A 14,027-nucleotide genomic window follows, 5' to 3' on the forward strand; every position below is an offset into this window, starting at 1 on the left:
GTGATTTAACCATGAGAAAATTCGCGGTTATCGTCGCCGGCGTACCTGTGCCACCACTGGATAACTATTTGAAACGTCTTAAAATAAACTACATCCTCATCGGCGTTGTCACCCTGCTTCTGGCTCTCGCCCTGTGGCCCAATATCACCTGGCGCAGCGGCCAGGGCGGGCAACTCCAGGAGATCATTTCCCGCGGCGAGTTGCGTATCAGCACGCTGAACTCCCCGCTGACCTATTTCAACACCAAGCAAGGGCCGGGTGGGCTCGACTACGAACTGGCCAAGCGCTTCGCCAACTACCTCGGGGTGAAGCTGGTGGTGATCCCCCATCAGAACATCAATGACCTGTTCGACGATCTGGACGACGACGACGCCGATCTGCTGGCGGCGGGCCTTATCTACAACCAGGAGCGCCTCAGCCGCGCGCGCACCGGCCCCGCCTACTACTCCGTTTCCCAACAGCTGGTGTACCGGCTGGGCACCCCGCGGCCAAAAGGCTTCGCCGACATTAAAGGCAAGCTGGCGGTCGCCTCCGGTTCCGCGCACGTCAGCACGCTAAAGCAGCTCAAACAGGATAAATACCCGGATCTCGCCTGGGAGTCCTCCAGCGATCTCACCTCCAAAGAGCTGCTGGAACGGGTGGCCGACGGCAAGCTGGACTACACCCTCGGCGATTCGGTCACCATCGCGCTGCTGCAGCGCATCCATCCGCAGCTGGCGGTGGCGTTCGACGTCACCGACGAAGAACCGGTCACCTGGTATCTGAAACGCGACGGCGACGACAGCCTGTACGCGGCGATGCTGGACTTCTACAGCCAGATGGTGGACGACGGCACCCTGGCGCGGCTCGAAGAAAAATACCTCGGCCACGTCGGCAGCTTTGACTATGTGGACACCAAAACCTTCCTGTCGGCCATCGACTCGGTGCTGCCCAACTTCCGCCCACTGTTCGAGAAGCACGCCAACGAGATCGACTGGAAGCTGCTGGCGGCCATCGCCTATCAGGAATCGCACTGGAATCCGCAGGCCACCTCACCCACCGGCGTGCGCGGCCTGATGATGCTGACCCGCGCCACCGCCGACGGCCTGGGGGTCAACGACCGCCTCGATCCGGAAGAGAGCATTCAGGGCGGCGCGCTCTACCTGCAGCGGCTAATGGCCAAGGTGCCGGACAGCGTGCCGGAAGACGAGCGCATCTGGTTCTCGCTGGCGGCCTACAACATGGGCTGGGGCCACATGCTGGACGCGCGCAAGCTGACCAAAACGCAAAAAGGCAATCCGGACAGCTGGGTCGACGTCAAGCAGCGCCTGCCGATGCTCAGCCAGAAGCGCTACTACCCGCAGCTGACCTACGGCTATGCGCGCGGGCGTGAAGCCTACAACTATGTAGAAAACATCCGCCGCTACCAGGTCAGCCTGGTGGGCTATCTGCAGGAAAAAGAGAGAAAGGCGGCGCAAGCGGCCGCCGAGCAGGAGGCGTTGGGGAAAGGCTATCCGACGGTGATGCCGGAACTGGCGCTCAACCACTGATTATTCCGGCTTATCCACCGCCCGCTGCGCCAGCCTGAGCGCTTTTTTCTGTTCGCGGCGCAGGCGGAAGAAATTGCTCAAGGTGGCAGCGCATTCGTCTGCCAGCACGCCGGAGACGATCTCCACCTGATGGTTCATGCCCGGATGGCGCAAAATATCCACCAGCGAACCGGCCGCGCCGGTTTTCTCGTCGGCGGCGCCATACACCAACCGGCGGATACGGCTGTGCACCATCGCACCGGCGCACATCACGCAGGGCTCCAGCGTGACGTACAGCGTGGCGTTCAGCAGGCGGTAGTTTTGCAGCACCGCGCCGCCCTGGCGCAGCGCCATGATCTCGGCGTGTGCGGTAGGATCGTGTCGGCCGATCGGGCGGTTCCAGCCCTCGCCGATGACCTGATTGTCCAGCACCAGCAGCGCACCCACCGGCACCTCGCCCTCTTCCTGCGCGCGCAGGGCCAGCTGCAATGCCTGACGCATCCAGTACTCATCGTTATATTCAGTCATCGCATAATTCCTCGTGCGCTTTTGCGGCGGGCATTATACACACTAGCCTCCCTTTGTCGTAGCCGCCCGCCAATGGCTATACTGGCCGAATCAGCGTGTGATTCAGGGACAAGAAGCATGAAACTCAGTAAAAAGAACGCGGTCGTGGTGCGCAAGGCACTGGACGGCTGGGTGGGGGAAGGCGCCTTGACGCCCGAACAACGGCAGCAACTGCTGCAGCATGTGGCCGTACAGCCTTTCGACTGGCGGCGGCTGGCGCGCTATGCGTTTCTCGCCGCGCTGGCCTCTCTGCTGATCGCCGTCACCAGCCTGTTCGCCGACAGCGAACTGCTTGCATGGCTCAGCGGACTGTTCCGCTTCGACGCGCCGGTACGCATGGCGATCGCCGGCGTACTGGCGGCGCTGGCCTACGTCTGGGCGCTGCGTCGCCGCCGGCGCCACCCGGAAAAACGCTACGGCAACGAAGCGGCGCTGTTTGTCGCCGTGTTGCTTACCGCCTGCGCCTTATGGCAACTGGGGGTCTGGCTGGATAACGGCAGCGGCCGGGTTTCCGTGCTGCTGCTGTTCGCCGCGCTGCTGTACGGTGCGATCGGTTGGTTCAGCCGCTCCGGGCTGGTGTGGTGGTTCGCCCTGCTGTCGCTCGGCAACGCCTTCGGCGCCGAGACCGGCTACCTGTCCGGCTGGGGCGCCTACTGGCTCGGCATGAGCTACCCGATTCGCTTTATCGCCTTTGGCACGGTGCTGATCGCCGCCGCGCTGCTGTTGCGGCCACTGTTGGCGCAGCGCGGTCTGCAGCGGGTGTCGCTGGCGATGGGCCTGCTGTACCTGTTTATCGCCCTGTGGCTGCTGTCTATCTTCGGCAACTACGGCGATCTCGACAGCTGGTACAGCGCGCGCCAGATCGAGCTGTTCCACTGGAGCCTGCTGTTCGGGCTGGCTGCTTTCGCCGCCATTTGGCTGGGGTTGAAGCATGACGACGCCATGCTGCGCGGCTTCGGGCTAACCTTCCTCGGCATTAACCTGTATACCCGTCTGTTCGAGTTTTTCTGGGACAGCATGCCGAAGGCGGTTTTCTTCGTGCTGCTCGGCCTGAGCCTGTGGGCGTTGGGGCATTATGCGGAGAAGATTTGGCAGTTGGGGCGCAAGCCGCACGACGTAACCGACGACTGATCGCGGTACCGATAAAAACAATAAGGGCGGAATTCTCCGCCCTTGGTTTATTCCAGCTGCTGCAGCTCGCCCTGCTTGCTTACCCGCCAGCGGTGCTCGCAAAAGAACAGCAGCGGATTATCCTGCTTGCTGTCGCTGTAACCGCTGTACAGCTTCAGCGGCGCACCAAGCCGCTGCTCGAGCTGCACTACTTTCTGCGCCCCCAGACAGCGCAAGGTCAAGACCCATCCGCCGCAGCGGCGCGTGATGCGGCTGCCGATCAACCGCACCCGCGGCAGAAACGCCGAATCGCGATACACCTGCTCCACCAGCCGTTCCGGCGAGCCGGTAATTAACCACACCTCGGCATCGTGCTCCTCCAGGTACTGCCGCAGCCGCATTTGCACCACCGGAAATGCGGTCACCTTCTGGCGGAAAGCCTCGATAAACTGCCGTTCCAGCACCTTCAGCGTCGCTTCGGCACGCCCGAAGGTAATTGCCCACAGCAGCAGGCTCATCGGCCAACGCGCGGCTCGCCCCAGCAGCAGTAACGCCAACCCGATCGGCAGCAGCAGCGGTATCACCAGCAGCAGGTTCAGCGGCAAACGGCGCAGCAGAAAACGCAAGAAACTACCGAACATATCCTCCTGATGCAGGGTGCCGTCCAGATCGAAAAAGACCACGCGGCGCCCCTCTGCGGCCGGTTGTTGCTGCTTGTCGCTCAAACGCTACTCCTCGGGATCGTCGAACCCCATCATCCAGGTGAAGAGAAAACCGGCGATAATCGTAATCAGCATCCCCGCCAGATACAACATCACCTTACCTGAGACAATGGTCAACGCCAAAGGCAGCCCCGAAATGCCGAAGGTGATTACCGTCGCCACCTTCCAGTAGCTGATGAGCGCACCGCCGACCGCCCCGCCGAGGCAGGCGCCGATAAACGGCCGCCCCAGCGGCAGCGTAACCCCGAAGATCAGCGGCTCGCCGATGCCGAGAATGCCGACCGGCAACGCCCCTTTGATCACCTTCTTCAGCCGTGCGTTGCGGGTTTTCAACAGCACCGCCAGCGCCGCCCCCACCTGACCGACGCCGGCCATCGCCAGGATCGGCAGCAGCGGGTTGGAACCGTGCGCCTGCACCAGCTCGACGTGGATCGGCACCAGTCCCTGATGCAGGCCGGAGAGCACCAGCGGCAGGAACAGCCCCGAGAGCAGCGCTCCCACCAGCAGCCCGCCCTTGTCGATCGCCAGATTGGCACCGTGGGCGATGGCGTCGGAGATAATGCCGCCGATCGGCTGCAGAATCAGGATCGCCAGCGAGGCGGTGACCAGTGTGGTCAGCAGTGGATTGAGGATCAGTTCGACCGACTCCGGCAACAGCGTGCGCAGGCGTTTCTCCACCCAGCACATTAACGCCACCACCAGCAGCACGGCGATCACCCCGCCGCGCCCCGGCTGCAGCGCCTCGCCGAACAAGGTGATCTGCGCCAACGCCGGGCTGGAGAGAATGCCGGCCATGACGCCGCCCATCGCCTGAGAGCCGCCGAACACCCGTGCGGCGTTAACCCCGACCAAAATGTTCATGATGGCGAATACCGCGCTGCCGAAGATCGCCAACAGCCCCAGCACGTTCGGGTAGTCCACCGCCAGCTGGCCGGCGATGTCTGGCCGTTTCAGCAGGTTGATGATGCCAGTGATCAGGCCCGAGGCGATAAACGCCGGGATCAGCGGAATAAAGACATCGGCCAGCTTTTTCAGCGCGCCGCTCATCGGCGCAGCGTATTTTTGCTTGGCCTGCACCTTGGTGCGGGCCGCGTCACCGACGGCGACGACGGGCTGCGCGCTGCCGCCCAGCAATTCGCGCATGGCGTCCACCACCTTGGCGGCGGCGCCCGGGCCGACGATAAACTGATGCTGCTCACCCTGTTTGATATAGCCCTTCACGCCGGGCAGCTGCCTGAGGGCGGCCAGATCCAGGCGCTGCTCGTCGCTGACCTCGACGCGCACTCGCGTCATGCAGTTCTCCAGTTTGAGGATATTGCCCTCGCCCCCCACACCCGCCAGGATCTGTGTCGCCAATGCCGTTGTCTTGTCCATCGCCGCCCCCACCGTGAATTAACGCGCCAGCGCTGCGCGCAGATAGCCGTCGTGCCGCTGCAGCCGCTGCTGCGCCTCTTCGGCGCTGACGCCGGCTAAAATCATCAGGATCGCCGGTTTGACTTCGAAGCCGGTCTGCGCCAGCGCCGCCTCTGCCTGAGCGCGTTCGGCGCCGGTCGCCTCCACCACGATGCGGCAGGCGCGATCCACCAGTTTGACGTTGGTGGCCTTCACATCCACCATCAGGTTCTGGTAAACCTTACCCAGCTTGACCATCGCACCGGTCGACAGCATGTTGAGCACCAGCTTCTGCGCAGTGCCGGATTTCAGGCGCGTCGAGCCGGTCAGGGCCTCTGGCCCCACCACCGGCGAAATCGCCACCTGCGCTTCGTGCGCGATCGGCGAATCCGGGTTGCAGGAGATGGCCGCCGTCGGGCAGCCCAGCCCGCGCGCATAGCGCAGTGCGCCAATCACATAAGGCGTGCGCCCGGAGGCCGCCAACCCCACCACCATATCGATGGCGCTGAGGTTCAGCGCCCGGAGATCGGCTTCGCCCAAAGCTTCGTCGTCTTCCGCCCCTTCCACCGCTTTGAGCAGCGCGCCCGGCCCGCCGGCGATCAGCCCCACTACCACGCCGTGCGGCACGCCGAAGGTCGGCGGGCACTCGGAGGCATCCAGCACGCCCAGGCGGCCGCTGGTGCCGGCGCCCAAATAAATCAGCCGCCCACCGGCCTTCAACGCCGCCGCAGCCAAATCGACCGCCTGAGCAATCGCCGGCAGCACCTTTTCAATCGCCTCCGGCACCTTGCGGTCTTCCTGGTTAAAGCAGCGGACCATCTCCAGCGTCGACATCTCATCCAGCCCCATGGTGGCCGGGTTGCGGGTTTCCGATACCAGTGCGCCTAAGTTCATCTGTTCACCTTTGAATTTTTAATTCACAAAATTAAATCAATATTTGAATATTTTATTCAACAAAGCGAGCGCTATTTGCTATTTTAACGACGAGCTCACAAAAATTTTCACCGCGCGTTTTCGCCCTCTGCGTGGCAAAATGGCCGCTGGTTTCCAGGGAAAGAACAATGAGTACCCTTCTGCGCATTCGCCAGATGTATCCGACACTGGCGCAAAACGACCGCAAGCTGGCGGATTTTTTGCTGAACAACGCCGAGCAGGCGCGCCATCTCAGCTCGCAAAAGCTGGCCCAGCTGGCCGGCATCAGCCAGTCGAGCGTGGTGAAGTTCGCCCAAAAGCTGGGCTATAAAGGTTTCCCGGCGTTGAAGCTGGCGCTGAGCGAGACGCTGGCCCAGCCGCAGGCCGAACCGGTAGTGACCGTTCACAACCACATCCTCAGCAGCGACACGCTGAAAACCGTTGGTGAAAAGCTATTGGCGGAAAAGCAGGCGGCGCTGCGCGCGACGCTGGACATCAACAGCGAAGAGCGGCTTCATCAGGCGCTGGACATGCTGCGCCAGGCGCGCCGGGTGATGCTGATCGGCATCGGCGCTTCCGGGCTGGTGGCCAAGGATTTTTCCTTCAAGCTGCTGAAGATCGGTGTGATGGCGGTGGCCGAAGCGGACATGCACGTTCAGCTGGCGGCGGTGCAGGCGCTGGACAAACGCGATCTGCTGCTGGCTATCTCCTTCAGCGGCGAACGGCGTGAAATCAATCTGGCGGCGGAAGAGGCGCGCCAGGCCGGCGCCAGGGTGTTGGCGCTGACCAGCTTCTCTCCCAACGGTCTGCAGCAACGCGCCGATCACTGCCTCTATACCATCGCCGAAGAGCCCCACACCCGCAGTGCGGCCATCTCCTCCAGCACGGCCCAGTTCGCCCTCACCGACCTGTTGTTTATGGCCCTGATCCAGCACGATCTCGATCATGCCCGCGATCGCATCAAACACAGCGAACAGTTAATGAAAAAGTTAGTTTGAGGCGTATAATGGCGGCCGATAAAACGCCGCCAGCTCAATTATTTCCCTTCTCTGCATTCGAAAAATAATGTGCGGGCGGTGACTCGCTCAATTATCGATCAATAATTGAGCATGCATGGACAGCATTATTTAACGATACCATTATGAATACACACACTGTTATTTTAGATAAGTTACGGCACTCCGTGGCTCATCCGACCCTGCGCACTTTTTTATTTTATGCCATTATTGCTTTGATATTAATCAAAGCGATGGGATACAGCGGCGGAAAAGGCATTGATATTCTTTTTATTGCACTTACCTTGTTATTATTATCTATCCATTCGCTTACCCGTTACGGCCTGATTATTCCGTTTATTCTGCTATGCGCGCTGTATGCGCCGGTCGGGGCCATATACGGTTCCCCATCAGCCGTCGTGGTGTCCGCCCTGCTGCAATCCAACCCGATAGAGGCAAGGGAGTTTTTGCAAACCCTCCCGGTCAGCTGTTATCTGTTACCTGTCGCCATTCTGGTTACGCCGGTCATTCTCGGTCGATTTATTTGGCGATACCCCCTGTCAAAGAAAACAATATTGACCGCATTGGCCCTGCTTACGGTGATTATTATCGCCAGAGCATTCAGCGGTGGGTTGAGTAATCTTCGATTGCCTGATTTCTTTTTATCCACTTATTCAGCTTACCATCAATACCAACAGCAGATTGATGAATTAAACACCGACGCTTCAGCACCAAACCGCTGGTCGCTTTCCGCCGGCGCACCAACGAATGAGAACTATGTCATCATCGTCGGCGAAAGTATGCGCAGGGATCATATGTCCTTATTTGGTTATCCGGTGTCCACTACACCGTTTCTGGATAATGCCAAGGGACGGTTTTACAGCAATTATATTTCCACCGCGCCGAATACGTTCGAATCGCTCCCCCGCACGCTGGCTTTAAGCAACGGCCACAACATTGCCCTCGGGGATAATCTTATCACCCTGGCAAAAGCCGCCGGCCTCAATACCCACTGGCTGTCCAATCAGGGCATGTTCGGGCAATTCGATACGCCGGTATCAAAAATCGCCATGTTCAGCGATAGCCATTACTTCCTGAAGAAAGGCGACTATCAATCGCGCAACACCGATGATGATGCACTGCTGCCGATATTTGACCAATTATTGAGCCGCCAGGGGCAAGGCAACCTGTATGTGCTGCATCTGATGGGCTCGCACGCCGACTTTTGCGAGCGGCTTAACGGCGAACCGCCGAGCGTCGAGTCGCCGAATAAGGAGCTGGCCTGCTACCTCTCTACCTATCGCAAGACTGACCGTTTTATCGAGCAGGTTTATCAAAGTCTGAAACAGACCGGCGTGCCGTTTAAACTGTTCTATTTCTCCGATCACGGCCTTTCCCACAAGGATATCGGCGGCACGCGTTCTCTGCGCCACAGCGGCGATACCCGGCAGAATTATCAGGTGCCGTTGCTGGTGCTGAGCGATCGCGACCCACAGCACCAAATCATTGATGATCCCATGAGCGCGTTCGATTTTATCGGGTTGTTTGCTCAAGAGGCGGGAATACGGGTTACCCATCCGGAGGTGATGCCTACGATGCGTATGGCGGATACCGATAAGCGCTGGGTGTTTGACGGGCAGAGAAGAGTTGATTTCGATCAGTTGGCTGATGACCCACCTGAGTTACCCTAAGCGGTAAGATGACGAAAAAACGCCCGCCGCGCGGCGATTCTATGATAGATTGCGCGCCAGCCCGAGCACACCGATGGAAAGATAACTGACAATGGCACTGCTGATTACCAAGAAATGTATCAACTGCGACATGTGCGAGCCGGAATGCCCAAACCAGGCGATTTCGATGGGCGATGAGATTTATCAGATCGATACCGATCGCTGCACCGAGTGCATCGGCCATTACGATACGCCGACCTGCCAGCAGGTTTGCCCGATCGACAACACCATCATCACCGATCCGCAGCATCGCGAGACCAACGAACAGCTGTGGGACAAGTTTGTGGTGCTGCACCACGCCGATCGCATTTAATCCGCCGCAGGACTGACAAGGGCGCCACAGGCGCCCTTGCTATTTTCAGCTTTCTACGATCACCGTCGCGCAGGCATAGCGCCGTTCGTCGGCCAGCGAAACGTGGATCGCGGTGACCCCCATCTCCCCCGCCAGCTCGGCGGCGCGGCCGTGCAAACGAATATTCGGCTTGCCCAACGCATCGTTGAACACTTCGAACTGATTGAACGCCAGGCCGTTGCGAATGCCGGTGCCGAACGCCTTGGCGGCGGCCTCTTTCACCGCGAAGCGTTTGGCCAGAAAGCGAATCGGCTGCTGGTGCTGCTGATACAGCGCCCACTCGGCATCGCTCAGCACGCGGCGCGCCAGACGATCGCCGCTGCGCTCCACCACCGCTTCGATACGCGCCATCTCGACGATGTCGGTACCCAGCCCGAGCACCGCCATTACCGGCGCGCTTCCCGCATCAGCACTTTCATGTCGGCAACCGCGGCCGGCAGCCCGCTCATCACCGCCTGGCCGATAATCGCATGGCCGATGTTCAGCTCGTGCATTTCCGGCAGCGCGGCAATCGGCTGCACGTTGTGATAGGTCAGGCCGTGGCCGGCGTTGACCTTCAGCCCCTTCTCGGCCGCGTAGGCGGCGGCTACCGCGATGCGGCGCAGTTCGGCCTGTACCGCCAGCTCGCCCTGCGCTTCGGCGTAGGCGCCGGTGTGGATCTCGATATAGGGTGCGCCCACCGCCACCGCCGCGTCGATCTGGCGATGATCGGGATCGATGAACAGCGAGACCAGAATGCCCGCCTGCGCCAGGCGCTCAACCGCCACGCTCATTTTGTCCAGCTGGCCGGCGACGTCCAGGCCGCCTTCGGTGGTCACTTCTTCGCGCTTTTCCGGCACCAGGCAGCAGAAATGCGGCTTCAGCTCAATGGCGATATCCAGCATCTCGTCGGTCACCGCCATCTCCAGATTCATGCGCGTCTGGATGGTCTGGCGCAGCAGGCGCACGTCGCGGTCGGTGATGTGGCGGCGATCTTCGCGCAGATGCACGGTAATGCCGTCGGCCCCTGCCTGTTCGGCAATGAATGCCGCCTGAACCGGATCCGGGTATTGGGTTCCGCGCGCGTTACGTAACGTGGCGATGTGATCGATATTGACGCCCAGCAGCAAATCAGCCATGACAACCTCTAAATACGATTTTCAGTGCCAGCAGTTTACACGCGGGCGCAGGGCGGCAAAAGGGGAAAAGGTCAGGCGTCGTCGACCGGCGTATTCGGCTGTTTGCGCACGAACTGGCGGAACAGTTCGCGGCTCTTCAACGGCTTGCCGCCGAGGTAGGGTTTCAGCGCCATGCGGGTGAAACGCTTGGCGGCACGCAGCGTCTCGGCATCGGGAAACTGACGCTCTGCCAGCGCGCGCAGTTCGCGCCCGGTGAAGCTGTAGTGATCCACCACCAGGCTGGCGATAAAGCCTTTCTCTTCGCGGTAACGATAGGTCATGGCGTCATCCACCGGCAGGCCGCTGCCGGCGCAGTGCAGGAAATCGAGGCCGTAGCCCAGGTGGTGCAGCAAGGCCAGCTCGAACTGACGCAGCGCCTGTTCGGGCGAGCTGTCTTCCGCCGCCAGCGCCTGCAGGCATTGCAGATAGTCGAAGAACAGCACCGAGTAGTTGGTTTCCTGCTCGAGCACGCGCGCCAGCAGTTCGTTCACGTACAGCCCGCTGTAAAGCATCATGCCGCTGAGGGGTAAACCGAGGGAGACCGCTTCGGCATTGCGCAGCGTTTTCACTTCGCCGCGGCCGCCCCAGCGCACTAACAGGGGGGTAAAGGGCTGCAGGCAACCCTTCAGATTGGAGCGGCGGCTGCGCGCGCCTTTCGCCAGCAAGCGCACCCGCCCATGACCTTCGGTAAACAGATCCAGCATCAGACTGGTTTCACTGTACGGCCGCCCATGCAGGACGAAAGCGCGCTCCCAGCCGTCCACGGATCGTTACTTCAGATCGTCAACATAGCCCAGACTGCGCAGCGCACGTTCGTCGTCCGCCCAACCGGATTTCACTTTCACCCACAGCTCCAGATGCACTTTGGCGTCGAACATCTTTTCCATGTCCTGCCGCGCTTCGATGCCGATGGTTTTGATCTTGGCGCCTTTGTTGCCGATGACCATTTTCTTCTGGCCTTCGCGCTCGACCAGGATCAGGCCGTGCACATCGTAGCCGCCGCGATCGTTAGCCACGAACTGTTCGATTTCTACCGTCACCGAATAGGGCAGCTCTTCGCCCAGGAAACGCATCAGCTTCTCGCGGATGATCTCGGACGCCATAAAACGCTGGGAGCGATCGGTGATGTAGTCTTCCGGGAAGTGGTGTTCCGCTTCCGGCAGCAGCTTGCGCACGATGCCGGCGATGGTGTCGACGTTCATCCCTTTCTCGGCGGAGATAGGCACCACGTCGAGGAAATTCATCTGCTGGCTGAGGAACGCGATGTGCGGCAACAGCTTGGATTTGTCGGTGACGTTATCGACCTTGTTGATCGCCAGCAATACCGGGCAGCGCAGGCTGCGCAGCTTGTTGACCACCATTTCGTCGTCGGCGGTCCAGTTGGTGCCTTCGACCACGAAGATCACCAGTTCGACGTCGCCGATCGAGCTGCTGGCCGCGCGGTTCATCAAGCGGTTGATGGCGCGTTTTTCTTCGATGTGCAGCCCTGGGGTGTCGACGTAGATCGCCTGATAGGCGCCATCGGTGTCGATGCCCATGATACGGTGACGGGTCGTCTGCGGCTTACGCGACGTAATGGAAACCTTCTGCCCCAGCAGTTGGTTCAGCAACGTCGATTTGCCCACGTTCGGGCGGCCGACAATGGCGATAAACCCACAGTGTTGTTTTACTTCGCTCATTCAAGCTCCAGCTTTTTCAGCGCTTGTTCCGCTGCCGCCTGCTCGGCTTTACGGCGGCTCGAGCCGGTGCCCACTACGGGCTCGCTCAAACCACTCACCTGGCAGTGGATGGTAAACTCCTGGTCGTGCGCTTCTCCGCGAACCTGCACCACCAAATAAGAAGGCAACGGCAGATGACGCCCCTGCAAAAACTCCTGCAAACGGGTTTTCGGGTCTTTCTGCTTATCACCGGGGCTGATTTCGTCCAACCGGCTGCGATACCAGTCCAAAATCAGACGCTCGACGGTCTGGATGTCGCTGTCCAGGAACACGCCGCCGATCAATGCCTCCACCGTATCCGCCAGGATTGACTCGCGGCGGAACCCACCACTTTTCAATTCGCCCGGCCCAAGCCGCAGACATTCGCCCAGATCAAACTCGCGCGCCATCTCCGCCAACGTATTGCCGCGCACCAGCGTGGCGCGCATGCGGCTCATGTCGCCCTCGTCTACGCGAGGAAAGCGGTGATAGAGCGCATTGGCGATGACAAAGCTCAGAATCGAGTCACCCAGAAACTCAAGACGTTCATTGTGTTTACTGCTGGCACTGCGGTGAGTCAAAGCCTGCAGTAAAAGCTCCTGCTGTTGAAAAGTGTAGCCCAGCTTCCGCTGCAGCCTGTTTATTACGATGGGGTTCATGAGTTACCAATAGATCAAGAATGCGTCAAAAACTTGCAACATACGGAACAGGCCTGCTTCGCCGAAAGCCGATCCAAAGCTGTTTCGTTTGCAGTGGCTCCCAGCAGGGGCCAACTTTTTATCGCTCGAGAAAGTATTCTACAACGAGTGGAAACATAATGCTGTGTTTATATCCCCTTAATCTTTCACGCCGCAGTAGGCTGCGGCGTGAAATTAACAGGGAATCAGTCAGCGATTAATGAATACCGCCGATCCGGCTGAAACGCACGCCGGTAGGCCACTCACCTTCCTGCTTTTCAAAGCTCATCCAGATGGCCGTGGCTTTACCCACCAGATTCTTCTCCGGCACAAAGCCCCAGTAACGGCTGTCCGCGCTGTTGTCGCGGTTGTCGCCCATCATGAAGTAATGCCCAGCCGGCACCACCCACTCCGCCAGCGGTTTGCCCGGCTGTTGGTAATAAGCGCCCACCCGATCCTGCGCGTCCGGCACGGTCAGGATGCGATGCGTGACGTTGCCGAGGCTTTCCTGGCGCTCACGCATGCGAATGCCGCCGGGCGGCACGTTATCGCTCAGCGGGATTTGGTAGAAGCCGTTGCTGGCCTCGCCCATGCCGCTGCGGCTGAACAACTGCACGAAGTCGCTCGGCTGCGCGTCGGCGTAAGTCACGGCCAGCGCGGTATCGCAGGACTGACCGCTGTTGCAGGACGGCTGCACCGTAACGCGCTTATTCACCGGATCGTAAGTAATACGGTCGCCCGGCAGGCCAATCACGCGCTTGATATAATCCAGTTTCGGATCCAGCGGATATTTAAATACCGCGATATCGCCGCGCTTCGGATGACCGGTTTCAATGAGCGTGGTCTGGGTAATCGGATCTTTAATGCCGTAGGCATATTTCTCCACCAGAATGAAATCGCCAATCAACAGCGTCGGCATCATTGAGCCGGACGGGATCTGGAACGGTTCATAAATAAACGAACGCACCACAAAGACCAGCAACAGCACCGGGAACACCGATGCGCCAGTCTCTACCCAACCAGGCTGCTTCGCCACTTTCGCCAGCGTTTTATCGTCTACGGCGCCCGCGGTCTGCTCGTTGACCGCCGCGATCTTCGCGCGGCGGGCCGGCGCCCATTTAAAGCGCTCGAAGCACCAGATGATCCCGGTGACCAGGGTGGCCAACGCCAGGATCAGGGCAAACATATTCGCCATGCAAACTCCCTCG

Annotated in this window: 15 protein-coding genes; 5 read left to right on the forward strand and 10 right to left on the reverse strand. The window is 60.1% G+C overall.

The genetic code is table 11. The features are described 5' to 3' along the window. Nucleotides 1-68 precede the first annotated feature (68 nt). A complete protein-coding gene (gene mltF, locus QDT79_RS22985; protein WP_063990557.1) occupies nt 69-1,529 on the forward strand; it encodes a membrane-bound lytic murein transglycosylase MltF in 1,461 nt (486 codons plus the stop codon). Here the strand turns inward: mltF and tadA are convergent, their stop codons facing one another. Continuing rightward, nucleotides 1,530-2,036 carry a tRNA adenosine(34) deaminase TadA gene (gene tadA / locus QDT79_RS22990; protein ID WP_063990558.1) on the reverse strand — a complete coding sequence of 169 codons (507 nt, stop codon included), beginning with the start codon at nt 2,034-2,036 and terminating at the stop codon, nt 1,530-1,532. Between the two features lie 117 nt (nt 2,037-2,153). Between tadA and QDT79_RS22995 the strand changes: the two genes are divergently transcribed. Beyond that, complete coding sequence (locus QDT79_RS22995) at nt 2,154-3,206, forward strand: DUF2157 domain-containing protein (RefSeq protein ID WP_308317116.1); 1,053 nt, start codon at nt 2,154-2,156, stop codon at nt 3,204-3,206. A gap of 47 nt (nt 3,207-3,253) precedes the next feature. Here QDT79_RS22995 and yfhb read toward each other — a convergent pair whose 3' ends face one another. The 3 genes from yfhb to murQ are packed head-to-tail and all read right to left on the reverse strand — an operon-like array spanning nt 3,254 to nt 6,193. Beyond that, a complete protein-coding gene (yfhb, locus tag QDT79_RS23000) occupies nt 3,254-3,910 on the reverse strand; it encodes a phosphatidylglycerophosphatase C (RefSeq protein ID WP_063990560.1) in 657 nt (218 codons plus the stop codon). Between the two features lie 3 nt (nt 3,911-3,913). Then, nucleotides 3,914-5,281, reverse strand: coding sequence for a PTS transporter subunit EIIC (locus QDT79_RS23005; protein WP_107227800.1), 1,368 nt, complete (start codon nt 5,279-5,281; stop codon nt 3,914-3,916). 18 nt (nt 5,282-5,299) lie between these two features. After that, nucleotides 5,300-6,193, reverse strand: coding sequence for an N-acetylmuramic acid 6-phosphate etherase (gene murQ, locus QDT79_RS23010; RefSeq protein WP_063990562.1), 894 nt, complete (start codon nt 6,191-6,193; stop codon nt 5,300-5,302). Between the two features lie 167 nt (nt 6,194-6,360). On the opposite strand from murQ, the gene QDT79_RS23015 reads away from it, so the two are divergent. The 3 genes from QDT79_RS23015 to QDT79_RS23025 all read left to right on the forward strand — a co-directional run bounded on the left by QDT79_RS23015 (nt 6,361) and on the right by QDT79_RS23025 (nt 9,249). Continuing rightward, the gene (locus QDT79_RS23015; protein ID WP_016929788.1) at nt 6,361-7,209 is read left to right on the forward strand and encodes a MurR/RpiR family transcriptional regulator; all 849 of its coding nucleotides are present in this window, start codon (nt 6,361-6,363) and stop codon (nt 7,207-7,209) included. Between the two features lie 143 nt (nt 7,210-7,352). Continuing rightward, entirely contained in the window at nt 7,353-8,897 is a 1,545-nt protein-coding gene (locus QDT79_RS23020; RefSeq protein ID WP_308317117.1) for a phosphoethanolamine transferase, read from the forward strand. A 91-nt stretch (nt 8,898-8,988) separates the two neighbouring features. Beyond that, a complete protein-coding gene (locus QDT79_RS23025) occupies nt 8,989-9,249 on the forward strand; it encodes a YfhL family 4Fe-4S dicluster ferredoxin (RefSeq protein ID WP_033648939.1) in 261 nt (86 codons plus the stop codon). Nucleotides 9,250-9,294: 45 nt separating this feature from the next. Here QDT79_RS23025 and acpS read toward each other — a convergent pair whose 3' ends face one another. The 6 genes from acpS to lepB all read right to left on the reverse strand — a co-directional run bounded on the left by acpS (nt 9,295) and on the right by lepB (nt 14,014). Then, complete coding sequence (gene acpS / locus QDT79_RS23030; RefSeq protein ID WP_004929169.1) at nt 9,295-9,675, reverse strand: holo-ACP synthase; 381 nt, start codon at nt 9,673-9,675, stop codon at nt 9,295-9,297. Further along, nucleotides 9,675-10,406, reverse strand: coding sequence for a pyridoxine 5'-phosphate synthase (gene pdxJ / locus QDT79_RS23035; RefSeq protein WP_025303943.1), 732 nt, complete (start codon nt 10,404-10,406; stop codon nt 9,675-9,677). The genes acpS and pdxJ overlap by 1 nt, the downstream gene beginning before the upstream one ends. 71 nt (nt 10,407-10,477) lie before the next feature. Then, nucleotides 10,478-11,209, reverse strand: coding sequence for a DNA repair protein RecO (recO, locus tag QDT79_RS23040; RefSeq protein WP_004929165.1), 732 nt, complete (start codon nt 11,207-11,209; stop codon nt 10,478-10,480). A 6-nt stretch (nt 11,210-11,215) separates the two neighbouring features. Further along, nucleotides 11,216-12,124 (reverse strand): GTPase Era, encoded by a 909-nt coding sequence (gene era, locus QDT79_RS23045; RefSeq protein ID WP_025303944.1) that lies wholly within the window; start codon nt 12,122-12,124, stop codon nt 11,216-11,218. After that, nucleotides 12,121-12,801 (reverse strand): ribonuclease III, encoded by a 681-nt coding sequence (gene rnc / locus QDT79_RS23050; protein ID WP_004929158.1) that lies wholly within the window; start codon nt 12,799-12,801, stop codon nt 12,121-12,123. Before rnc ends, era begins: the two co-directional genes overlap by 4 nt. Before the next feature lie 235 nt (nt 12,802-13,036). Then, entirely contained in the window at nt 13,037-14,014 is a 978-nt protein-coding gene (gene lepB, locus QDT79_RS23055) for a signal peptidase I (RefSeq protein WP_063990602.1), read from the reverse strand. Nucleotides 14,015-14,027: the final 13 nt, after the last annotated feature.

This window comes from Serratia marcescens, assembly GCF_029846115.1.
GTDB lineage: Bacteria > Pseudomonadota > Gammaproteobacteria > Enterobacterales > Enterobacteriaceae > Serratia > Serratia marcescens_L.

Coding starts and splice junctions, on each gene's coding strand:
- QDT79_RS23005 (WP_107227800.1), bottom strand. CDS start 5,281: ATGGACAAGACAACGGCATTGGCGACACAGATCCTGGCGGGTGTGGGG.
- acpS (WP_004929169.1), bottom strand. CDS start 9,675: ATGGCGGTGCTCGGGCTGGGTACCGACATCGTCGAGATGGCGCGTATC.
- lepB (WP_063990602.1), bottom strand. CDS start 14,014: ATGGCGAATATGTTTGCCCTGATCCTGGCGTTGGCCACCCTGGTCACC.
- pdxJ (WP_025303943.1), bottom strand. CDS start 10,406: ATGGCTGATTTGCTGCTGGGCGTCAATATCGATCACATCGCCACGTTA.
- murQ (WP_063990562.1), bottom strand. CDS start 6,193: ATGAACTTAGGCGCACTGGTATCGGAAACCCGCAACCCGGCCACCATG.
- QDT79_RS23015 (WP_016929788.1), top strand. CDS start 6,361: ATGAGTACCCTTCTGCGCATTCGCCAGATGTATCCGACACTGGCGCAA.
- QDT79_RS23020 (WP_308317117.1), top strand. CDS start 7,353: ATGAATACACACACTGTTATTTTAGATAAGTTACGGCACTCCGTGGCT.
- era (WP_025303944.1), bottom strand. CDS start 12,124: ATGAGCGAAGTAAAACAACACTGTGGGTTTATCGCCATTGTCGGCCGC.
- tadA (WP_063990558.1), bottom strand. CDS start 2,036: ATGACTGAATATAACGATGAGTACTGGATGCGTCAGGCATTGCAGCTG.
- rnc (WP_004929158.1), bottom strand. CDS start 12,801: ATGAACCCCATCGTAATAAACAGGCTGCAGCGGAAGCTGGGCTACACT.
- QDT79_RS22995 (WP_308317116.1), top strand. CDS start 2,154: ATGAAACTCAGTAAAAAGAACGCGGTCGTGGTGCGCAAGGCACTGGAC.
- QDT79_RS23025 (WP_033648939.1), top strand. CDS start 8,989: ATGGCACTGCTGATTACCAAGAAATGTATCAACTGCGACATGTGCGAG.